Annotated in this window: 11 protein-coding genes; 5 read left to right on the top strand and 6 right to left on the bottom strand. The window is 66.0% G+C overall.

Features of this window, described 5'->3' with window-relative positions; translation table 11 throughout:
• Positions 1–787: 787 nt before the first annotated feature.
• Positions 788–1,645 (top strand): YiiX/YebB-like N1pC/P60 family cysteine hydrolase, encoded by an 858-nt coding sequence (locus tag ACOYYX_RS02825; protein ID WP_422928419.1) that lies wholly within the window; start codon positions 788–790, stop codon positions 1,643–1,645.
• A 104-nt stretch (positions 1,646–1,749) separates the two neighbouring features.
• The gene (locus ACOYYX_RS02830) at positions 1,750–2,850 is read left to right on the top strand and encodes an alpha/beta hydrolase (protein WP_422928420.1); all 1,101 of its coding nucleotides are present in this window, start codon (positions 1,750–1,752) and stop codon (positions 2,848–2,850) included.
• Positions 2,851–2,958: 108 nt separating this feature from the next.
• Here ACOYYX_RS02830 and ACOYYX_RS02835 read toward each other — a convergent pair whose 3' ends face one another.
• The 3 genes from ACOYYX_RS02835 to ACOYYX_RS02845 all read right to left on the bottom strand — a co-directional run bounded on the left by ACOYYX_RS02835 (position 2,959) and on the right by ACOYYX_RS02845 (position 5,901).
• Positions 2,959–3,339, bottom strand: coding sequence for a hypothetical protein (locus ACOYYX_RS02835; RefSeq protein ID WP_422928421.1), 381 nt, complete (start codon positions 3,337–3,339; stop codon positions 2,959–2,961).
• A 115-nt stretch (positions 3,340–3,454) separates the two neighbouring features.
• On the bottom strand, positions 3,455–4,477 hold the full coding sequence (locus ACOYYX_RS02840) for a DUF1559 domain-containing protein (RefSeq protein ID WP_422928422.1): 1,023 nt from the start codon (positions 4,475–4,477) through the stop codon (positions 3,455–3,457).
• A gap of 428 nt (positions 4,478–4,905) precedes the next feature.
• Positions 4,906–5,901 carry a phosphoenolpyruvate hydrolase family protein gene (locus ACOYYX_RS02845; RefSeq protein WP_422928423.1) on the bottom strand — a complete coding sequence of 332 codons (996 nt, stop codon included), beginning with the start codon at positions 5,899–5,901 and terminating at the stop codon, positions 4,906–4,908.
• A gap of 280 nt (positions 5,902–6,181) precedes the next feature.
• Here ACOYYX_RS02845 and ACOYYX_RS02850 point away from each other — a divergent pair, with 280 nt between their 5' ends.
• Complete coding sequence (locus tag ACOYYX_RS02850; RefSeq protein ID WP_422928424.1) at positions 6,182–7,975, top strand: phosphoenolpyruvate hydrolase family protein; 1,794 nt, start codon at positions 6,182–6,184, stop codon at positions 7,973–7,975.
• A 72-nt stretch (positions 7,976–8,047) separates the two neighbouring features.
• Here ACOYYX_RS02850 and serC read toward each other — a convergent pair whose 3' ends face one another.
• On the bottom strand, positions 8,048–9,133 hold the full coding sequence (gene serC / locus ACOYYX_RS02855) for a 3-phosphoserine/phosphohydroxythreonine transaminase (RefSeq protein WP_422928425.1): 1,086 nt from the start codon (positions 9,131–9,133) through the stop codon (positions 8,048–8,050).
• 429 nt (positions 9,134–9,562) lie between these two features.
• Between serC and ACOYYX_RS02860 the strand changes: the two genes are divergently transcribed.
• Positions 9,563–10,291 carry a 3-keto-disaccharide hydrolase gene (locus ACOYYX_RS02860; RefSeq protein WP_422928426.1) on the top strand — a complete coding sequence of 243 codons (729 nt, stop codon included), beginning with the start codon at positions 9,563–9,565 and terminating at the stop codon, positions 10,289–10,291.
• A gap of 82 nt (positions 10,292–10,373) precedes the next feature.
• Entirely contained in the window at positions 10,374–10,925 is a 552-nt protein-coding gene (locus tag ACOYYX_RS02865; RefSeq protein WP_422928427.1) for a DNA-3-methyladenine glycosylase, read from the top strand.
• 2 nt (positions 10,926–10,927) lie between these two features.
• On the opposite strand, the gene ACOYYX_RS02870 is transcribed toward ACOYYX_RS02865, so the two are convergent.
• Together ACOYYX_RS02870 and ACOYYX_RS02875 are read right to left on the bottom strand one after the other, a co-directional pair.
• Positions 10,928–13,240, bottom strand: coding sequence for a hypothetical protein (locus ACOYYX_RS02870; RefSeq protein WP_422928428.1), 2,313 nt, complete (start codon positions 13,238–13,240; stop codon positions 10,928–10,930).
• Positions 13,241–13,368: 128 nt separating this feature from the next.
• A complete protein-coding gene (locus tag ACOYYX_RS02875) occupies positions 13,369–14,268 on the bottom strand; it encodes a MotA/TolQ/ExbB proton channel family protein (RefSeq protein ID WP_422928429.1) in 900 nt (299 codons plus the stop codon).
• Positions 14,269–14,322 lie beyond the last annotated feature (54 nt).

The raw sequence follows: 14,322 nt of genomic DNA on the forward strand, positions 1-14,322 counted from the left end.
CGATTTTGTCCCGAATGGTCAAGCCGAAAGTAGAGTTGGAGACTCAGGAAGTCGACAAGCCTGGGACCTCGGACGGCCCGTTCGGCGGCCTATCTCTTGCTTTGCCTTGTCGAGCCGGATCGGGTGGCCATTAAAATTCGTTAATCCGTCGATTGATCCTCCCCAATCCGGGTGCGAACATCCGAAACCATCCTCATGGAGTCACGTTCTGTCCGTTTTCCTCCCGGATACGGATAGCTCAATCGTGGCGGGCCGATCTCGCCAAGATGCCCGAAATTCCAGGCCGAGCCGGGCTCGGTATCGGGGGCGTTTTATCCGGTGGGAAATGGCCGGGTCCGCTCGACGCAAAGGGCTGGGGGGGCAAAGGTTGAGGAGGCAAGGCCTCGGCTCGAAATGCTAGCCGACCTTTCGAACCAACGCGTCCCCGTGACGTATCAAAAGACAGCCGCGGATGCTCGCGTCGGGACCCTCGGAATGTGAGAACAGAATTGCAAATATTCCCCCTTCCCGTTCATAATGGTTCCCTACCGTTCATGGACGATGGCCGCGCAGGGAGTCGGCGGCGCAAGCAGAGAACCCCACTGCGATACCCCCAGTATCCCGGTCATGGATTGACTCCCGCATGAGTTCGACCCGGCTCGACCCCGAAGTTCGTCGTAGACCCGGTGTGACGTCGCGACTCCCTCAATAGCCCCCATTGATCTTCAGAACACAGCGGGCGGATCCTGCCGGTGTCGACACCGTGGGCTCCTTCACCGTGTTCCCTCGACTCAAAGGAAATCGTCCTATGTGGACTTTCGTCTGGTGTCTGACGGTGTTGTTCAACGGCCACGATGGCAAGGAGCCGACCGACCGGTTGATTCCGCCCAACTGGTCGGGCAACCCTTGGGGACCCGAAGCGTCCAGGGCACGCGAGAATGGGCTCCTGCCCATCAAGATGACTCCTCAAATGGTCGCGTGGGAGCAGTGGGGCAAGAAGTACCTGCGTGACGGAGACATCGTCTTCCGCCGGGCGGATGCGCGCATCCTATTCGGCCGGTTCCCGTTCAGCCGGTTCACGGCGAAGATCACCGGCAGTGAGTTCTCGCACACCGGGATCGTGGCCATCGAGAACGGCAAGACGATGGTGTACGACACGACGAAGGCCGGTGTCCGCAAGCAGCCTTATGCCGTCTGGATGCTCGACAACGTCGGCTCGTTCGGCGCAAGGCGGCTCCGCCCCGAGTTCCAGAAGCACGCCGAAGGGGCGATCCGCTACTGCCGCGAGGTCTTCGAGAAGCAGGTCCCGTTCGACTATGAACTCGGCCTCGACGACTCCAAGCTCTACTGCGTGGAGATGACCGAGAAGGCTTACAGGGCCAGCGGCCTGCTCCTCTCCGAGCCCGTCCGGCTCGCCGACATGCAGTATGTCGACGAATTCCCGATCGCCGTCTTCATGTTCAACCTGCTCTCGCCGCTGAAGCTCGACCAGAGCGTCTTCTTCCCTGGCAACGACAACCATGGGATCTGGTCGGCCCCCAGCTTCGTCACGCTCTGCCCGCCGACGCAACCCCCGCTCTGGGGGACTTCGTCGACGACGGCCAACGGGGCGAAGGCCAATAAGGATGCCACCACGGCGTCACGACGCGCACCCAAGCCGAATTGATGTATTGATCTTGACTTTCGGGCCGACTTGATCAGACTCACCCCCACCCTTGCCACACGGATTGGGCTGGGGGTGATTCCTGGTCTTTGAAGAGCCCGCCCGCCATGATACGCATGCCAAGGATAGGCATCATCGGTCTTGGGATCCTCTTAATCATCCCGCAGGCCATCGCCCTGGGGTCCGGACGCGACCCGGACGATCCGAAGGACGACCCCGCCTCCTCCTATCCCCACCAGGCCGTCAAGCGGCAGGAATTCGGCAACGGCGCCCGCTCCTACTGGCTCTTCGAGCCCGCCGACCCGACCCCCGAATCGGCGCCCGTCATCGTCTTCAACCACGGCTGGCTCGCGGTGAACCCCGGCGCCTATGGCGCCTGGATCGACCACCTCGTACGCCGGGGTAACGTCGTCATCTATCCGCGTTATCAACTCGACGTGGCCACCTTGCCGACGGAGTTCCTCCCCAACGCCCTCTGGGCGATCCGGGATGGCCTCGACGTGTTGTCCACCTCGCCGAAGCACGTGCAGCCCGACCTGCGCCGGTTCGCGCTGATGGGGCACTCGGCCGGAGGCAACCTCTCGGCGCAGATCGCGGCGGTGGCGTCGGAGTATCAGATCCCCGCCGCCAAGGCGGTGCTCGCCCTCATGCCGGGTGAGGTCCAGCCGATGAACGAGCCGAAGCTCTCGCTGATCCCGGCGTCGACCCTGCTGGTCGTCACGGCGGGCGAGGATGACCGCGTCGTCGGCGACGGCCGGGCCCGGCAGATCTTCTCCGAGACCACGTCGATCCCCAAGGAACGCAAGAAGTTCATCCTCTACCGGAGCGACCTGCACGGCTATCCGATGCTGATCGCCGACCACCTCGCGCCGACCGGGGCCTTCCGCGGCTTCGACTCGGGCGACGGCCTCTTCCGCAACCTCCAGATGAACCGGGCCCAGGTGAACGCCATCGATCGCGCGGGCTTCTGGCGCCTGGCCGACATCACCCTCGAGGCCGCCTTCCGGGGTATGACGCTCGACCAGGCCACCGACCGGGGCGAGATCCTCAAGCATCTCGGCTACTGGTCCGACGGCCGCGTCGTGGAACGCCCGGTCGTCGGCGACGACCTCGCCCAGATCCCCCGCGTCTTCCCGACCAACGGGATCCGCCTCATCAAGTGGACGATGAAGGACGACTTCGGTTCCGGCCTCAAGCTGAAGCGCTGAGAGAAGCGCCGTCTCGGCGAAATCGACGATTCAAGAAGAAAGCACTGGTGCCCTCGCGGGCGGCCAGTGCTTTGCCATTTCATGCGGACGCCCGACGCGGGCCATCGATCAGCGGAGCTCGATGTCGAACGAGTTGGACCCCGACTGCACGTCGAAGGTCTTGGAGAAGTACTGGTACTGGGGCTTCTTGACCAGCGGCTTGCCGCCGACGCTGACGGCATTCTCCCCCCGGAGGGTCGTCAGCTCATACGTCCCATCCTGATTCGTCTCGGCGATGGCCGTGGGGGCCGTCTTTCGGTTGGTGTTCGCCGGATTGAAGCGCACCTGGACCTTGCCGAGTGCCTTGCCCCCCAGCGTGACCTTGCCCTTCACCTGGGCCTGTTCCATCGAGGAACTGGCCGCCGGCGCCGAGTTGCCGGCGCATCCCGCGGTCGCCAGCAAGCCCAGGGCGATCAGCACCCTGGCGTTCGTTGAGAATGCTTGCAGCATGGATCATTCCTGATTCAACAAGTCATAAAAATGTGGATGTCGTCCGCGAGATGGGTAGGTTTGCGTGCGGACGCCCGGATGGCTCCAGGGCGTCCGCATGCTTCGAGTCTCAGGGTCAGTACGAGTCGGACGAGACCACCTCGCCCCCCGCCATCGAGCCGAGCGCCCACCACGTCTGAGGCGAGATCGATGACTTGATGAACTTCACACTGCCGTCGCACATCAGCATGTTGACGCCCCCCGAGTGTCGGCTGCTGGCGGTGAGGGCACCATTGGGCTGGAATCCATTGGTGTCGAACTCGCAGCTCCAGGTGTTGGGGGGCATGACGTGGGTGTAATAAGTGCTGCTCGGGTGGCCCGAGAACCATACGCAGCCGCTCGGCATGAACTGGCCCATGACGGCGAGGCCCAGGCTCGGCCCGCCGGAATTACAGTTCTGCCAGTACACTTGCGGGCTCGTCGCCCATGACTGTTGCCCCTGGTAATACGCCGAGATGGGCTTCAGGGTGTCGGTCGGCTGGGCGACGAGAATATTGCCGATCCCTTTCACCTTCTCGGAGTAGGCCGCCGTCTGGCTCAGCCCGTCGACGATCGAGTTGAAGCCGACCACGTGCCTGAGGTCGAGCCCCTGGCTCCCGATCGAGACGACCGGGAACGGGCCCGCCCATGGTGACATGGTCGGGCTGTAGATATTCGGGTCGGCGCCGTTGCTGGGGACGTAGTTGGAGTGGCCTGAGGCCGAGGTCAGCCGGTCGATCCCGTCGGAGGGGCAACTCATCACCGACACGTTGGAATATTGCACCGTGGTGTTCGCCGGGCAGCCGGGGAAGGCCGGCGCGAGCTGATAGGCGAAGTTGATCGAGTTATACAGGTTCCCCTGCTCGAGGTAGGGGAGCAATAAGGTATTAGAGGAAAAGTCCGCCCATGAGTATGTCAGGTCGCCGAACGGGAGCGTGTTCATGGCCTGATGATAATTATGGATCGCCAGGCCGAATTGCTTCAGGTTGTTAAGGCACTGCGACCTCCGGGCCGCCTCGCGCGCCGCCTGCACGGCGGGGAGGAGCAGGGCGATCAGGACCGCGATGATCGCGATCACGACGAGTAGCTCGATCAAGGTAAAGGCTCGCCGGCTTTTCATGAGCATGAAAGTCCTCGAATTCGACAAAGGAAGTTGGTCGGCCCGCGTGCGGTGGCCGAACCCCGGCCTTCCCCCTCGGGGAATCCGAGGCGCAGCGCGGCTATCGCGGCCGACCGAAGCCGCCTGGACGATGACTCTTGCGACTCTTGAAGAAGACCCGGGGATCGAGGGCGAATTTCTCGATGGATGAGACCGAATCGCTCGGGCCGACCGGACCTGGCCCGTTGCATGCAAACGTGTCGAAATCCGAAGATTGACCAGGCATCAAGATAAGGATGGATCTTGTACTGAGCCCTCGCACTTCATCGAATTCGACAAGCATCAATGCGGGAAAAGTAGATTGTGGTGACGATGTTTTTCCGCAAAATCTGCAATTTGGTGCGAATGCGTTATTTTTGCGTCGGGGTCCTTAACGAAGCTTCCCGGAATCAGTCATTGTCGTCGAGACGGATTTGACTTATATCCTGAAGTCTCGAGGCCGACACGGGCCCTCGGCCTTCACGAGGGAAGAGCCCTCTCGTCGAAGTCGTCTGGGTCGAGGCGGAGGGTCGATTCGCTGGGCGATCGCCGTAAGCCGCATTCATGGATTTACCCGTTGCATCGTCGTGCGGCTTCGGGTTCCTGTCCTGATCCCGCCCGAAGTTCGAGACGTCGACTCCCAGCCTCGCTGCCGAGAGCGTCTCGAAGTAGCCGTCCGCCTCGGGGCATTGATCCAGGAATGAGAGGAGGTCGTCCCGATCCCCCAGCGTGGCCGAGTAGCCGAGCACGATGACCTCATCGCGGGCCGACTTCGCCGCGTGCGAGATCCGACGAAACTTATCCAGATATTCGAGATGATGCCGGTCGAGGCTCGCGGTCGGCGTGGCGTCGGGCGAGAGTCCCGGATGGGCAATGAGGAGGTCGGCGCCGGCCTCGGCCATCATGCGAGCCTGATCGCGGTCGAAGACGAAAGGCGCGGAGAAGATGCCGAGGGCGTGCGCCTCCGCCACGAGCTCGACCTCGAGCTGGAAGCTCATGCCGGTCTCTTCGAGGTTCTTGCGGAAGTTGCCGTCGATGAGGCCGACCGTGGGGTGGTTCTGGATGCCGGCGACCCCGAGGGCGAGCAACTCGTCGAGCAGGCGCCGGCGGAGCAGGAAGGGGTCGACCCCGCAGACCCCGGCCAACACCGGGATGTTCGGGAAGGTCTGGAGCAAGGGGGGGATCATCTCGCAGACGACCCGATTCGCGTTCCCGTAGGCGAGGAAGCCCCCGAGGGAGTCGCTCCCCGCCACCCGGTAGCGGTCGGAACTGTGGACCGCAATGAAGTCGACCCCGCCAACCTCCTCGCAATTGGCCTCGATGCCGGTGCTGACCCCGACGATCGGCAGCCCGGCCTTTGCTTTGGCGTGCAGTCCTTGCAGGATGCTCGAGGGGGTGTATTCCATGGCCTCCCTATCAAGCGACTTCAGGACGTGTTTTCGGGATATTCGCGACGATCCGCGGGCATGAGCCCGGGTCGGCCCTCTCGCCCGGCCTATTATAGAGTGCAGACACCATGCCGGGAGGTGCCTCTCGCACGCATTTGGTTTAAATGCCGAATCATGTAGAAGTAATGGAAATTGATAGTTCCATTCCCATTGCGACCGCTGTATCCTCGGCTGAATACTCGTATCCAGGTCGTATACATCAAAGCCAGCTTGACCCTTTTCCGGGCAAGATGATTGCATGAACGCTATCCAGCGAGTGCTCGCGGAGCATCGTGCGCGGTCCTCGCCGCTGATCGGCGTGGTGGCCGGCTCGGGGCTCGTGACCAGGGGCGCGCTCGACGCCGGGGCCCACTTCCTGTTCGCCTTGAACGCGGGGCTCTATCGGAGCCTCGGGTGCGGCTCGTTCGCGGCCTTCCTCCCGTTCGGCAACGCGAACGACCAGACCGAGGAATTGCTCTGCGAGCATATCTTGCCGCGTCGGGGGCACCTGCCGGTCGTCGCCGGTGTCCTCGTGAACGACCCCAAGTCCCCCCTGGAGGAACGGTTGCAGCGGCTGAAGTCCTTAGGGGTTGAGGGGATCATCAACTGGCCGACCGCCGGGTTCATCGACGGTTCTTTCCGGTCCGCGCTCGAGCGCGACGGGTATGGGACCGAGGCCGAGCTGGCGATGCTGGCGAGGGCGAAAGACCTGGGCTTCGCGACCTTCGGGTTCTCGGTCTGCGGCGACGGCACGGCGGCGAAGTTCGCGGCCTCGGGCGTCGACGCGATGCTGCTCGGGCTCGGCCTGACGCACGAGGTGCAGGATGTGCATCAGCGTCGCGACCAGCTCCAGCATTCCTCGACCATCCTGAACGCGGCGCTCGGCGAGGTCAGGCGCTCGGGCAAGCATCCGGCCTGCCTGGCCTTCGGCGGGCCGATCACGATGCCGGAGGACCTGGAGCAGGTCTTCGCCCACTGCGAGATCGACGGCTTCGCGGGGGGCTCGGTCTTCGAGCGACTGCCGCTCCAGAATACGATCATCTCGCTCGTGCGGCGGTTCAAGAGCCTGCCGCTCCGGAGCAAGGACATGGCGCATGCCCTCGGCTTCGGCCCGATGGTCGGCCAATGCGACGCCATGCGCGAGCTCTATCGCCGGATCGAGAGGATCGCCCCCTTTGATGTGAATGTGTACATCGAGGGGGAGTCGGGCTCGGGCAAGGAGCTCGTCGCCGCGCAGATCCACCGGCTGAGCGTCAGGCGCCATCGCGCGTTCGTCACCCTGAACTGCGGGGCCATCCCCGACGGCCTGCTCGAGTCGGAACTCTTCGGCCACGAGAAGGGGGCGTTCACCGGCGCCCATCGCCAGCGCCCTGGGAAGTTCGAGCTGGCTCACGGCGGGACGTTATTCCTCGACGAGGTCGCCGACCTGAGCCCGCATGCCCAGGTGGCCCTCCTGCGGGCGATCCAGCAACGCGAGATCACTCGCGTCGGCGGGGACCTGCCCAAGCCCGTCGATGTGCGGATCCTCGCCGCGTCCAACCGGCCGCTGACCGCCCTCGTCGAGTCGGGGCAGTTCCGGGCGGACCTGTACTACCGACTCAATGGGGTCACGATCGGGTTGCCGGCGCTCCGCGATCGGCTCGAGGACATCCCCCTGATCGTCGAACATATCCTGAAGCAACTGAGCGTCCAGTTCAAGCGCAAGATCCTGGGCGTCTCGCCGGGCTTCGCGTCGAAGCTCGGCCGGCATGGTTGGCCGGGGAACGTGCGCGAGCTGGAGCACGTCCTCTTGCAGGCCGCGATGTTCGAGGATGGGATGATCCTGGAGGGGAGCCAGTTCGATCCGGTCTGCCCCGCGGGGAGGGACGATCTGGATGGGCCGAGGGATCGGGGCTCGACCCGGCGCGCGGCGCTCCAGGTCGCCCTCAAGCAGGCGGGCGGGAACAAGAGCCGGGCGGCCAAGATCCTGGGCGTGACGCGGAGGACGCTCTACGCCTGGATGCGCGAGGCTGGGATGGAGAGCGGCTTCGGGGCCCTGGGGCCGGGGCATTGAGGCGGCTTCCCCGAGGCCCTGGTTGAGGCCTCGGAGAGCCGTCGATGACCGGAAGGGAAGCCAGGTCGAACCTCAGCCGTTCTTCTTGGCGAAGTCGCCCATGAAGGTGGCGAGGGCCTTGCAGGCCTCGACGTCGCAGGCGTTGTAGATCGAGGCGCGGATGCCGCCGACCGAGCGGTGGCCGGCGAGCCCGACCATGCCCGCCGCCTGCGCCTCGGAGACGAACTGCTTCTCGAGCGCCTCGTTCGGGAGGCGGAAGGTCACGTTCATGTTCGAGCGGGAGTCGGCCTCGGCGTGGCCCTTGTAGTAGCCGTTGCTGCCGTCGATGGCGGTGTAGAGCGTGTCGGCCTTGGCCTTGTTGCGCTTGGCCATCGCCTCGAGCCCGCCGATCTCGTCGATCCACTGGAGCACGAGGCCGAGGAGGTAGACGCCGAAGGTCGGCGGGGTGTTGTAGAGGGAGTTGTTCTTGACGTGCGTCCCGTAGCGGAACATCGTCGGGATCTTCTTGTTGGCGCTCTCGAGCCACGACTCGCGGAGGATGACCACCGTCACGCCCGCGGGGCCGAGGTTCTTCTGGGCGCCCGCGTAGATGAGGGAGAACTTCGAGGCGTCGAAGGGATACGAGAGGATGTCGCTGCTCATGTCGGCGACGAGCGGGCGGTCACCCACCTCGGGGAGGGCGTGCCACTGGACCCCCTGGATTGTCTCGTTCGTCGTGTAGTGGACGTAGGCCGAGCCGTCCGTGAGCTTGATCTCATCGGCGCGGGGGACGCGGCGATAGTTGTCGGCCTTGGTCGAGCCTGCGAGGTGCGCCTGGCCGATGTTGGCGGCTTCCTCGATGGCCTTCTCGCCCCAGGAGCCGGTGACGATGTAGTCGGCCGTGCTGCTCGTGGGCAGGAAGTTGAGCGGGAGGGTGGCGAACTGGCTCGAGGCGCCTCCTTGCACGAAGATGGCGCGATAGCCTTCGGCCAGGCCCAGGAGCTTCTTGATGCGCGACTCCGCGTCGGAGTTGACCGCCTCGTACTCCTTGGAGCGGTGGCTCATCTCCATGATCGACATGCCGCGACCGCGGTAGTCGCGCAGTTCCGCCTGGGCTTTCTCCAGGACGGGAGGGGGGAGCATGGCCGGGCCGGCGTTGAAATTGAGGACGGTGCTCATCAGATAACTTCCTGGGGATCTTCAGGCATCAAACGCGAGGTTGGATTCGAAAGAGTAGGGGATTCGCACGGTTGGTTAGAAAACCGGCGGCTCGCGGTTCCCCGAGTGCTCGCGTTCGCGCCCGGAGTCATTCCCGTTTCGAGGCGATCCCCAATCACGACCTAGGCGGCACCACTTTACCACAGAGTCCCATCGACTTTCTGCGCGAACGGGCCTGTGGCCATGATGGCGTGTACCGTTGTGACAGGCCTTGTGTCCGACTATCCGTCCCGGGTGGAGGGTCGAGGGCGCCCGACCGCTCTGGTATAACCCTGGCTGACCGGGAGGACTCCGTCGGTTCGCCGATGCTACCCGGGAGATCGACGCTGCCGCCGATCGGAGCCCCCCCTCGACCTCCTCTGGCTGAGAGAAAGCGACACGATGAAGGTCATGACGCGTCCGAGAGTTGTCTTCGGGATCTGCGGCCTGCTGGCCGCTTCGGTGGCGATCGGCATCGCCCAGGAACCGGCCAAGGCCCCCCGCGCCTTCCTGGACGGGACCGGGCCGGGCTGGACCACGCTCGGCGAGAAGGATTTCGCCCGGGTGAACTGCAACCCCGAGACCTGGACCTGGAAGGACGGCCTGGCTCATTGCACCGGGGAGCCGGTCGGCGTGATCCGGACCACGAAGGAGTACACGAACTTCGAGCTGGTCGCCCAGTGGCGTCATCTCCGCTCCGGCGGGAACTCGGGGATCTTCGTCTGGGCCCAGCAGGCCTCGCTCGACGGGCTCAAGCCGGGGACCTTGCCCCGCGGCGGCATCGAGGTCCAGGTGCTCGACCACGGCTATGCCGAGCAGTACGAAAAGCAGACCGGCAAGAAGCCCGACTGGTTCACCACCAACGGCGACGTCTTCCCCGTCGGCACGTCCAAGATGAAGCCGTTCCCCCCGGTTTCGCCCGACGGCTCCCGCAGCTTCCCCTCGAAGAACCTCAGCAAGGGGCTCAACGAGTGGAACCACTACTACGTCCGCTGCATCAATGGCGAGGTGCGCCTCTGGGTCAACGGCGAGGAAGTCTCGGGCGGTTCGAACAGCAACCCGCGCTCGGGCTTCCTCTGCCTCGAATCCGAAGGGTCGCCGGTCGAGTTCAAGGACATCAAGATCCGCGAACTGCCTTGATTTGTCAGCGGTAGACGATCGGGCCATCGCTTCCAGACGCGATGGCCCGACCCCTGTCGAGGCCGAAAGCGAAGACGATCCTTTGAAAAAACTCCCGAGGCGTTTCTACGACCGAGAGACTGAGATCGTGGCCCAGGAGCTCCTCGGGATGCTCCTGGTACGCCGATCGGGGGACGAGACGAGGGTCGGCCGGATCGTGGAGACCGAGGCCTATCTCGGCCCCCACGATCTCGCCGCGCATTCGTCCAAGGGGCGCACGCCCAGGACCGAGGTCATGTTCGGGCCACCGGGACATGCCTACGTCTACCTGATCTACGGCATGTACCACTGCATGAACGTCGTCACCCAGGCCGAGGGCCTCGCCTCGGCGGTTCTATTGCGTGCCCTCGAGCCGGTGGAAAACATTGAGGGGCGGACGCAAGGGCCCGGTCTGCTCTGCCGGGCGATGGGGATCGACCGGACTCTGAACCGCCACGACCTCCTGAGCGACGACTTCTTCGTCGCCAGGCCGGAGGCGGAGGAGCCGTTCGAGATCGTCACCCGACCCCGGATCGGCGTCGACTACGCCGGGGAATGGGCCGAGCGCCCACTGCGATACTACATCGCCGGGAACCGCTACGTCTCGAAGAAGTAGTGTTACGAGCGGTTCGGCGACGGCGACGTACTGAGGCGTCGCGACGGCCGACCCGGGGCCACCGGCGTGATATCCGGGTCGTTGTAGAGGCGGAGGAAGCGGTAGTAAACCTCGAGGGTCAACGTGGCGAGTGCGGTGCTGTAGATCCGGCCGCCTCGGGAGCCGTAGAGGGTGTCGTCGGGATCCCAACTCCCGACCCGGTGGCCGTCGAGCCGCTGTCGGCGCACGAGTTGGTCACGGACCTGGGCGTTCCACTGCGACCAGGCCGAGCCGCCGTACTGGTACATGGCGAGGGTGCCGTAGTACCAGTAATACAGGTTGAACGACTCCTTGCCGGGGCGATCAGGGCCGTTGGCGAGCAGTTCCTCCGCCGCCTCGGAGCTGGAGAGGCTCGGGCCGCCGACCCCCAAGAACTGGCGGCAGACCCAGGCCTCGGCCGTCATCGTCGGCGTGGGGGGCTCGCCCGGCTGGTAGCTTGCCAGGCCGCGGTCAGGCCCGCTCGAGACCCGGTTGAGCCAGGTCAGCGTCCCCCCCTGGATCCCGTTCGAGACGGGGATGCCCACCACCTTGGCCGTCTTGAGGACCATGACCACCCAGCCGAGGATGCTCGTGTCGCCGATCCGGGCCCCGGGCGAGTAGCGCCAGGCCTGGCCGTCGGCGGCCCTGGAACGGATCAGGAATCCGACGGCTCGCTCGACGGGGCCGCGCAGGCGTTCGTCGCCGGTAAGTGCATAGGCCTCGCAGAGCGCGAGTGAGGCCATGGCATGGCAGTACATGCCGACCGCCCGGCTCTGGCCGCGGAGGTCCCCGTCGGGCGTCTGGATCTTGCGGAGGAAGTCGAGCCCCTTACCCACGGTCTCGGTGTATTTGCCGTCGACGTGCGTGTAGCCCGAGCCGAGGTAGGCGAGCAGGGCCAGGCCGGTCAGGGCCGTGTCGGCCTCCCAGTAGAGGCACTCGCCCGCGCAGGGGTCGCCGGGGGGGCAGTGGACGGTGTAGTCGTCGTCCTTGCGGATCGGCTGGTCGTCGGCGTCGCGGGCGACGCCGCCATCCCAGCGGCCATCGGCGTCCTGGTGTCGGGCCAGCCAGTCGAGGGCGCGCTCGACCGCCTGCTCGCTCGCGGCACTCGCCCCGGCCCGCTGTGCGACCGTCGATCGATTCGGGTCGAGCCGGGAGCGGTAGACCTCGGGGACCTCGGTCAGGGGGCGGCTGCCGATCGATCTCTGGACATCTGGGAGTCTGGAGAGGCCGCTCGGCGTGGCCCGCGAGAGCGCGAGCCCTTCAAGGGCCTTCGCCTTCTGGTCGGCGAGGCCGGAACCGGACGAGCCGGCCTTCGGCCGCGAGGGGCGCGTATTGCGGCGGACCTTCGTGTCCAGGACGTCGGGGGGGGCCTCTTTTGCCTCCTCGCGCTTCACGACCCGGCCGGAGACACCGGTGGAGTCGGGATCCTCCATCGCGACCTTGGGGGCCTCGACGGGGGGAGCCGACTCTTCAGGGGGTGAGGCTTCGCCCGACGCGTTGGATGGGCCGGAGAGCGCGATCGGGGCGAGGGGCTCCACGGCCGCCTCTGTTGGCGGGGGCGGCTCGGGGGCATGGTTGGTCGATCTGCCCAGGTTCGCCTGGCGATTGGCGAGCTTCGCGGCCCCTGCGGGGCGTCGGCGCGTGCGAGAGTGGTCGATCGGGGAGGACTCGGCGGCCGACGGCTCCGGGGTGTCGGGCTTCGCGATGATCGGCGCGGCGATCTCGCCCGGGTCGTTGGGGGCGGCCTGGTCCGGCAGGGAGACCGATTCCTCGGCGGGTTCGGAGGGGGCGGCCTCAGGTGCCGGGGGGACGGACGTCTCGATATCCGGGGCAACGGCCTCGGGCGCGGCCATCTCGGGGGGCTGGTCGGGCTGGATGTCGCGGGCGGCGAGCTCGGGGCGAGGGCGTTCCGGCCTGGCTTCGGCCAGGGCGAGGGTCTCGGGCTGGACTTCCCAGGGCTGGGCGGCCTTGCCGTCCCTCCGCGAGCGTCTGGAGGCGGCGGTGGCCTCGCGCTCGGCGGCGGGGGTCACCTTGATCTGGCGGATCCGTTCGCGGTCGTCGTCGGCACGGTCCTTGGAGCGCAAGGCCATGAGGACGAACGGATGCGTGCTGCCGTAGAGGATGACGCCGGCGTGCGCGACGATCGAGAGCACCAGGCACTTGCGGAGCGCCCGCCTCGACCCCCAGCTCGTCCACGTCATGATGGCGAGGAGGAAACCAATCAGGCCGAGCGTGGTCCAGGCGCCCACGTCGGCTCGCAGCAGGTGGAGGAACGATTCCAGGTCCAGGCCGGTCATTGCGTCATGCCTCGCCCTCCCGCGGGATCCTTTGGGACGATCGACTCCCGCTCGGACGACTACTTTAGAAGAAAAATGCGGGGCCCACCATCCGTGGCCTGGTCCGGTCGTGACGATTCTCGGGCGGGTCAGTCGAATTCGGCCCCACGGGTGCTGGGCCGGATGTGGGGCTCGGGGACCTCGATCCGGATCGAGTGGGAGTGGGGCGTACGGGCTCCGCCGCCGACATTGCCTCGCGTCTCGCCCGGGGTCGACATCGCGATGGCGTCCATGGTCTCCACGCCGATGCGCTCGAGGGTCTCGACCATGGCCTCGATCTTACCGACCAGCCCATCATAAGCGACGAGGGCGATGATCGCGAGCGCCACGCCGGCCGTCAGCGGGGAGAGGGCAGCGGCAAGTCCGGGGCCCCAATGAGCTTCGCCCGCGCCGGGGGCGGCGGCCGCGAGGACTCGCTCGGCGGCGAAGAGGCTGCCCAGCAGGCCGATCATGGGGGCGAGGACGGCGAGCCGCTTCAGGGTGCCGACGTTGCGTCGGAGCCGGTCGGACTCGGTCCGGCAGGTCATCGACACCACGCGCTCCTGGTCGATCGCCGGCCGATCCCAGCGTCGGATCGCGCCGAGGGCAACGCGGGCGGCGGGGCTCGGGTTCAGCTCGCAGAAGTCGAGGGCCTTGCCGCGGTCGAGCTTGCCTTCCTGGATCCGGGCGAGGAAGCGATTGACGAAGTCGCGCGGGACGACCTTCCGGCGACGGAGGCGGATCATCCGCTCGAAGACGACCATGAGCCCGAGGGTCGCGCAGGCGGCGAGCCCGGCCCAGGTGATCCGGGCGGCGGGGGCGGTCCGCTGATACCAGGCCGCGGCCTCGCCGGCCAGGCGCTTGGCGATGGGGCCGATCGACTCGAGTTCCATGCTGGCTCCCGACCCGGCCGGGGCGGCGTCGGCGCCCGCGGAGAGCAGGAAGGTCGCCAGGGCCAGGCCGAGACCCGCCCGCGCCAAAGCTCGGCGAGAGGACTTCGATCGATCCATTGAATGAGATCCTTCCCAATCGATGGGAGTCAGGTGTCGCCGCGAGTCGAGGTC

Source organism: Singulisphaera chitinilytica (assembly GCF_049331405.1).
Classification (GTDB): Bacteria; Planctomycetota; Planctomycetia; order Isosphaerales; family Isosphaeraceae; genus PoT.

Excerpts from the sequence above, each read along its gene's own strand:
- ACOYYX_RS02825 (WP_422928419.1), top strand. The coding sequence starts at position 788 with ATGTGGACTTTCGTCTGGTGTCTGACGGTGTTGTTCAACGGCCACGAT.
- ACOYYX_RS02830 (WP_422928420.1), top strand. The coding sequence starts at position 1,750 with ATGATACGCATGCCAAGGATAGGCATCATCGGTCTTGGGATCCTCTTA.
- ACOYYX_RS02835 (WP_422928421.1), bottom strand. The coding sequence starts at position 3,339 with ATGCTGCAAGCATTCTCAACGAACGCCAGGGTGCTGATCGCCCTGGGC.
- ACOYYX_RS02840 (WP_422928422.1), bottom strand. The coding sequence starts at position 4,477 with ATGAAAAGCCGGCGAGCCTTTACCTTGATCGAGCTACTCGTCGTGATC.
- ACOYYX_RS02845 (WP_422928423.1), bottom strand. The coding sequence starts at position 5,901 with ATGGAATACACCCCCTCGAGCATCCTGCAAGGACTGCACGCCAAAGCA.
- ACOYYX_RS02850 (WP_422928424.1), top strand. The coding sequence starts at position 6,182 with ATGAACGCTATCCAGCGAGTGCTCGCGGAGCATCGTGCGCGGTCCTCG.
- serC (WP_422928425.1), bottom strand. The coding sequence starts at position 9,133 with ATGAGCACCGTCCTCAATTTCAACGCCGGCCCGGCCATGCTCCCCCCT.
- ACOYYX_RS02860 (WP_422928426.1), top strand. The coding sequence starts at position 9,563 with ATGACGCGTCCGAGAGTTGTCTTCGGGATCTGCGGCCTGCTGGCCGCT.
- ACOYYX_RS02870 (WP_422928428.1), bottom strand. The coding sequence starts at position 13,240 with ATGACCGGCCTGGACCTGGAATCGTTCCTCCACCTGCTGCGAGCCGAC.
- ACOYYX_RS02875 (WP_422928429.1), bottom strand. The coding sequence starts at position 14,268 with ATGGATCGATCGAAGTCCTCTCGCCGAGCTTTGGCGCGGGCGGGTCTC.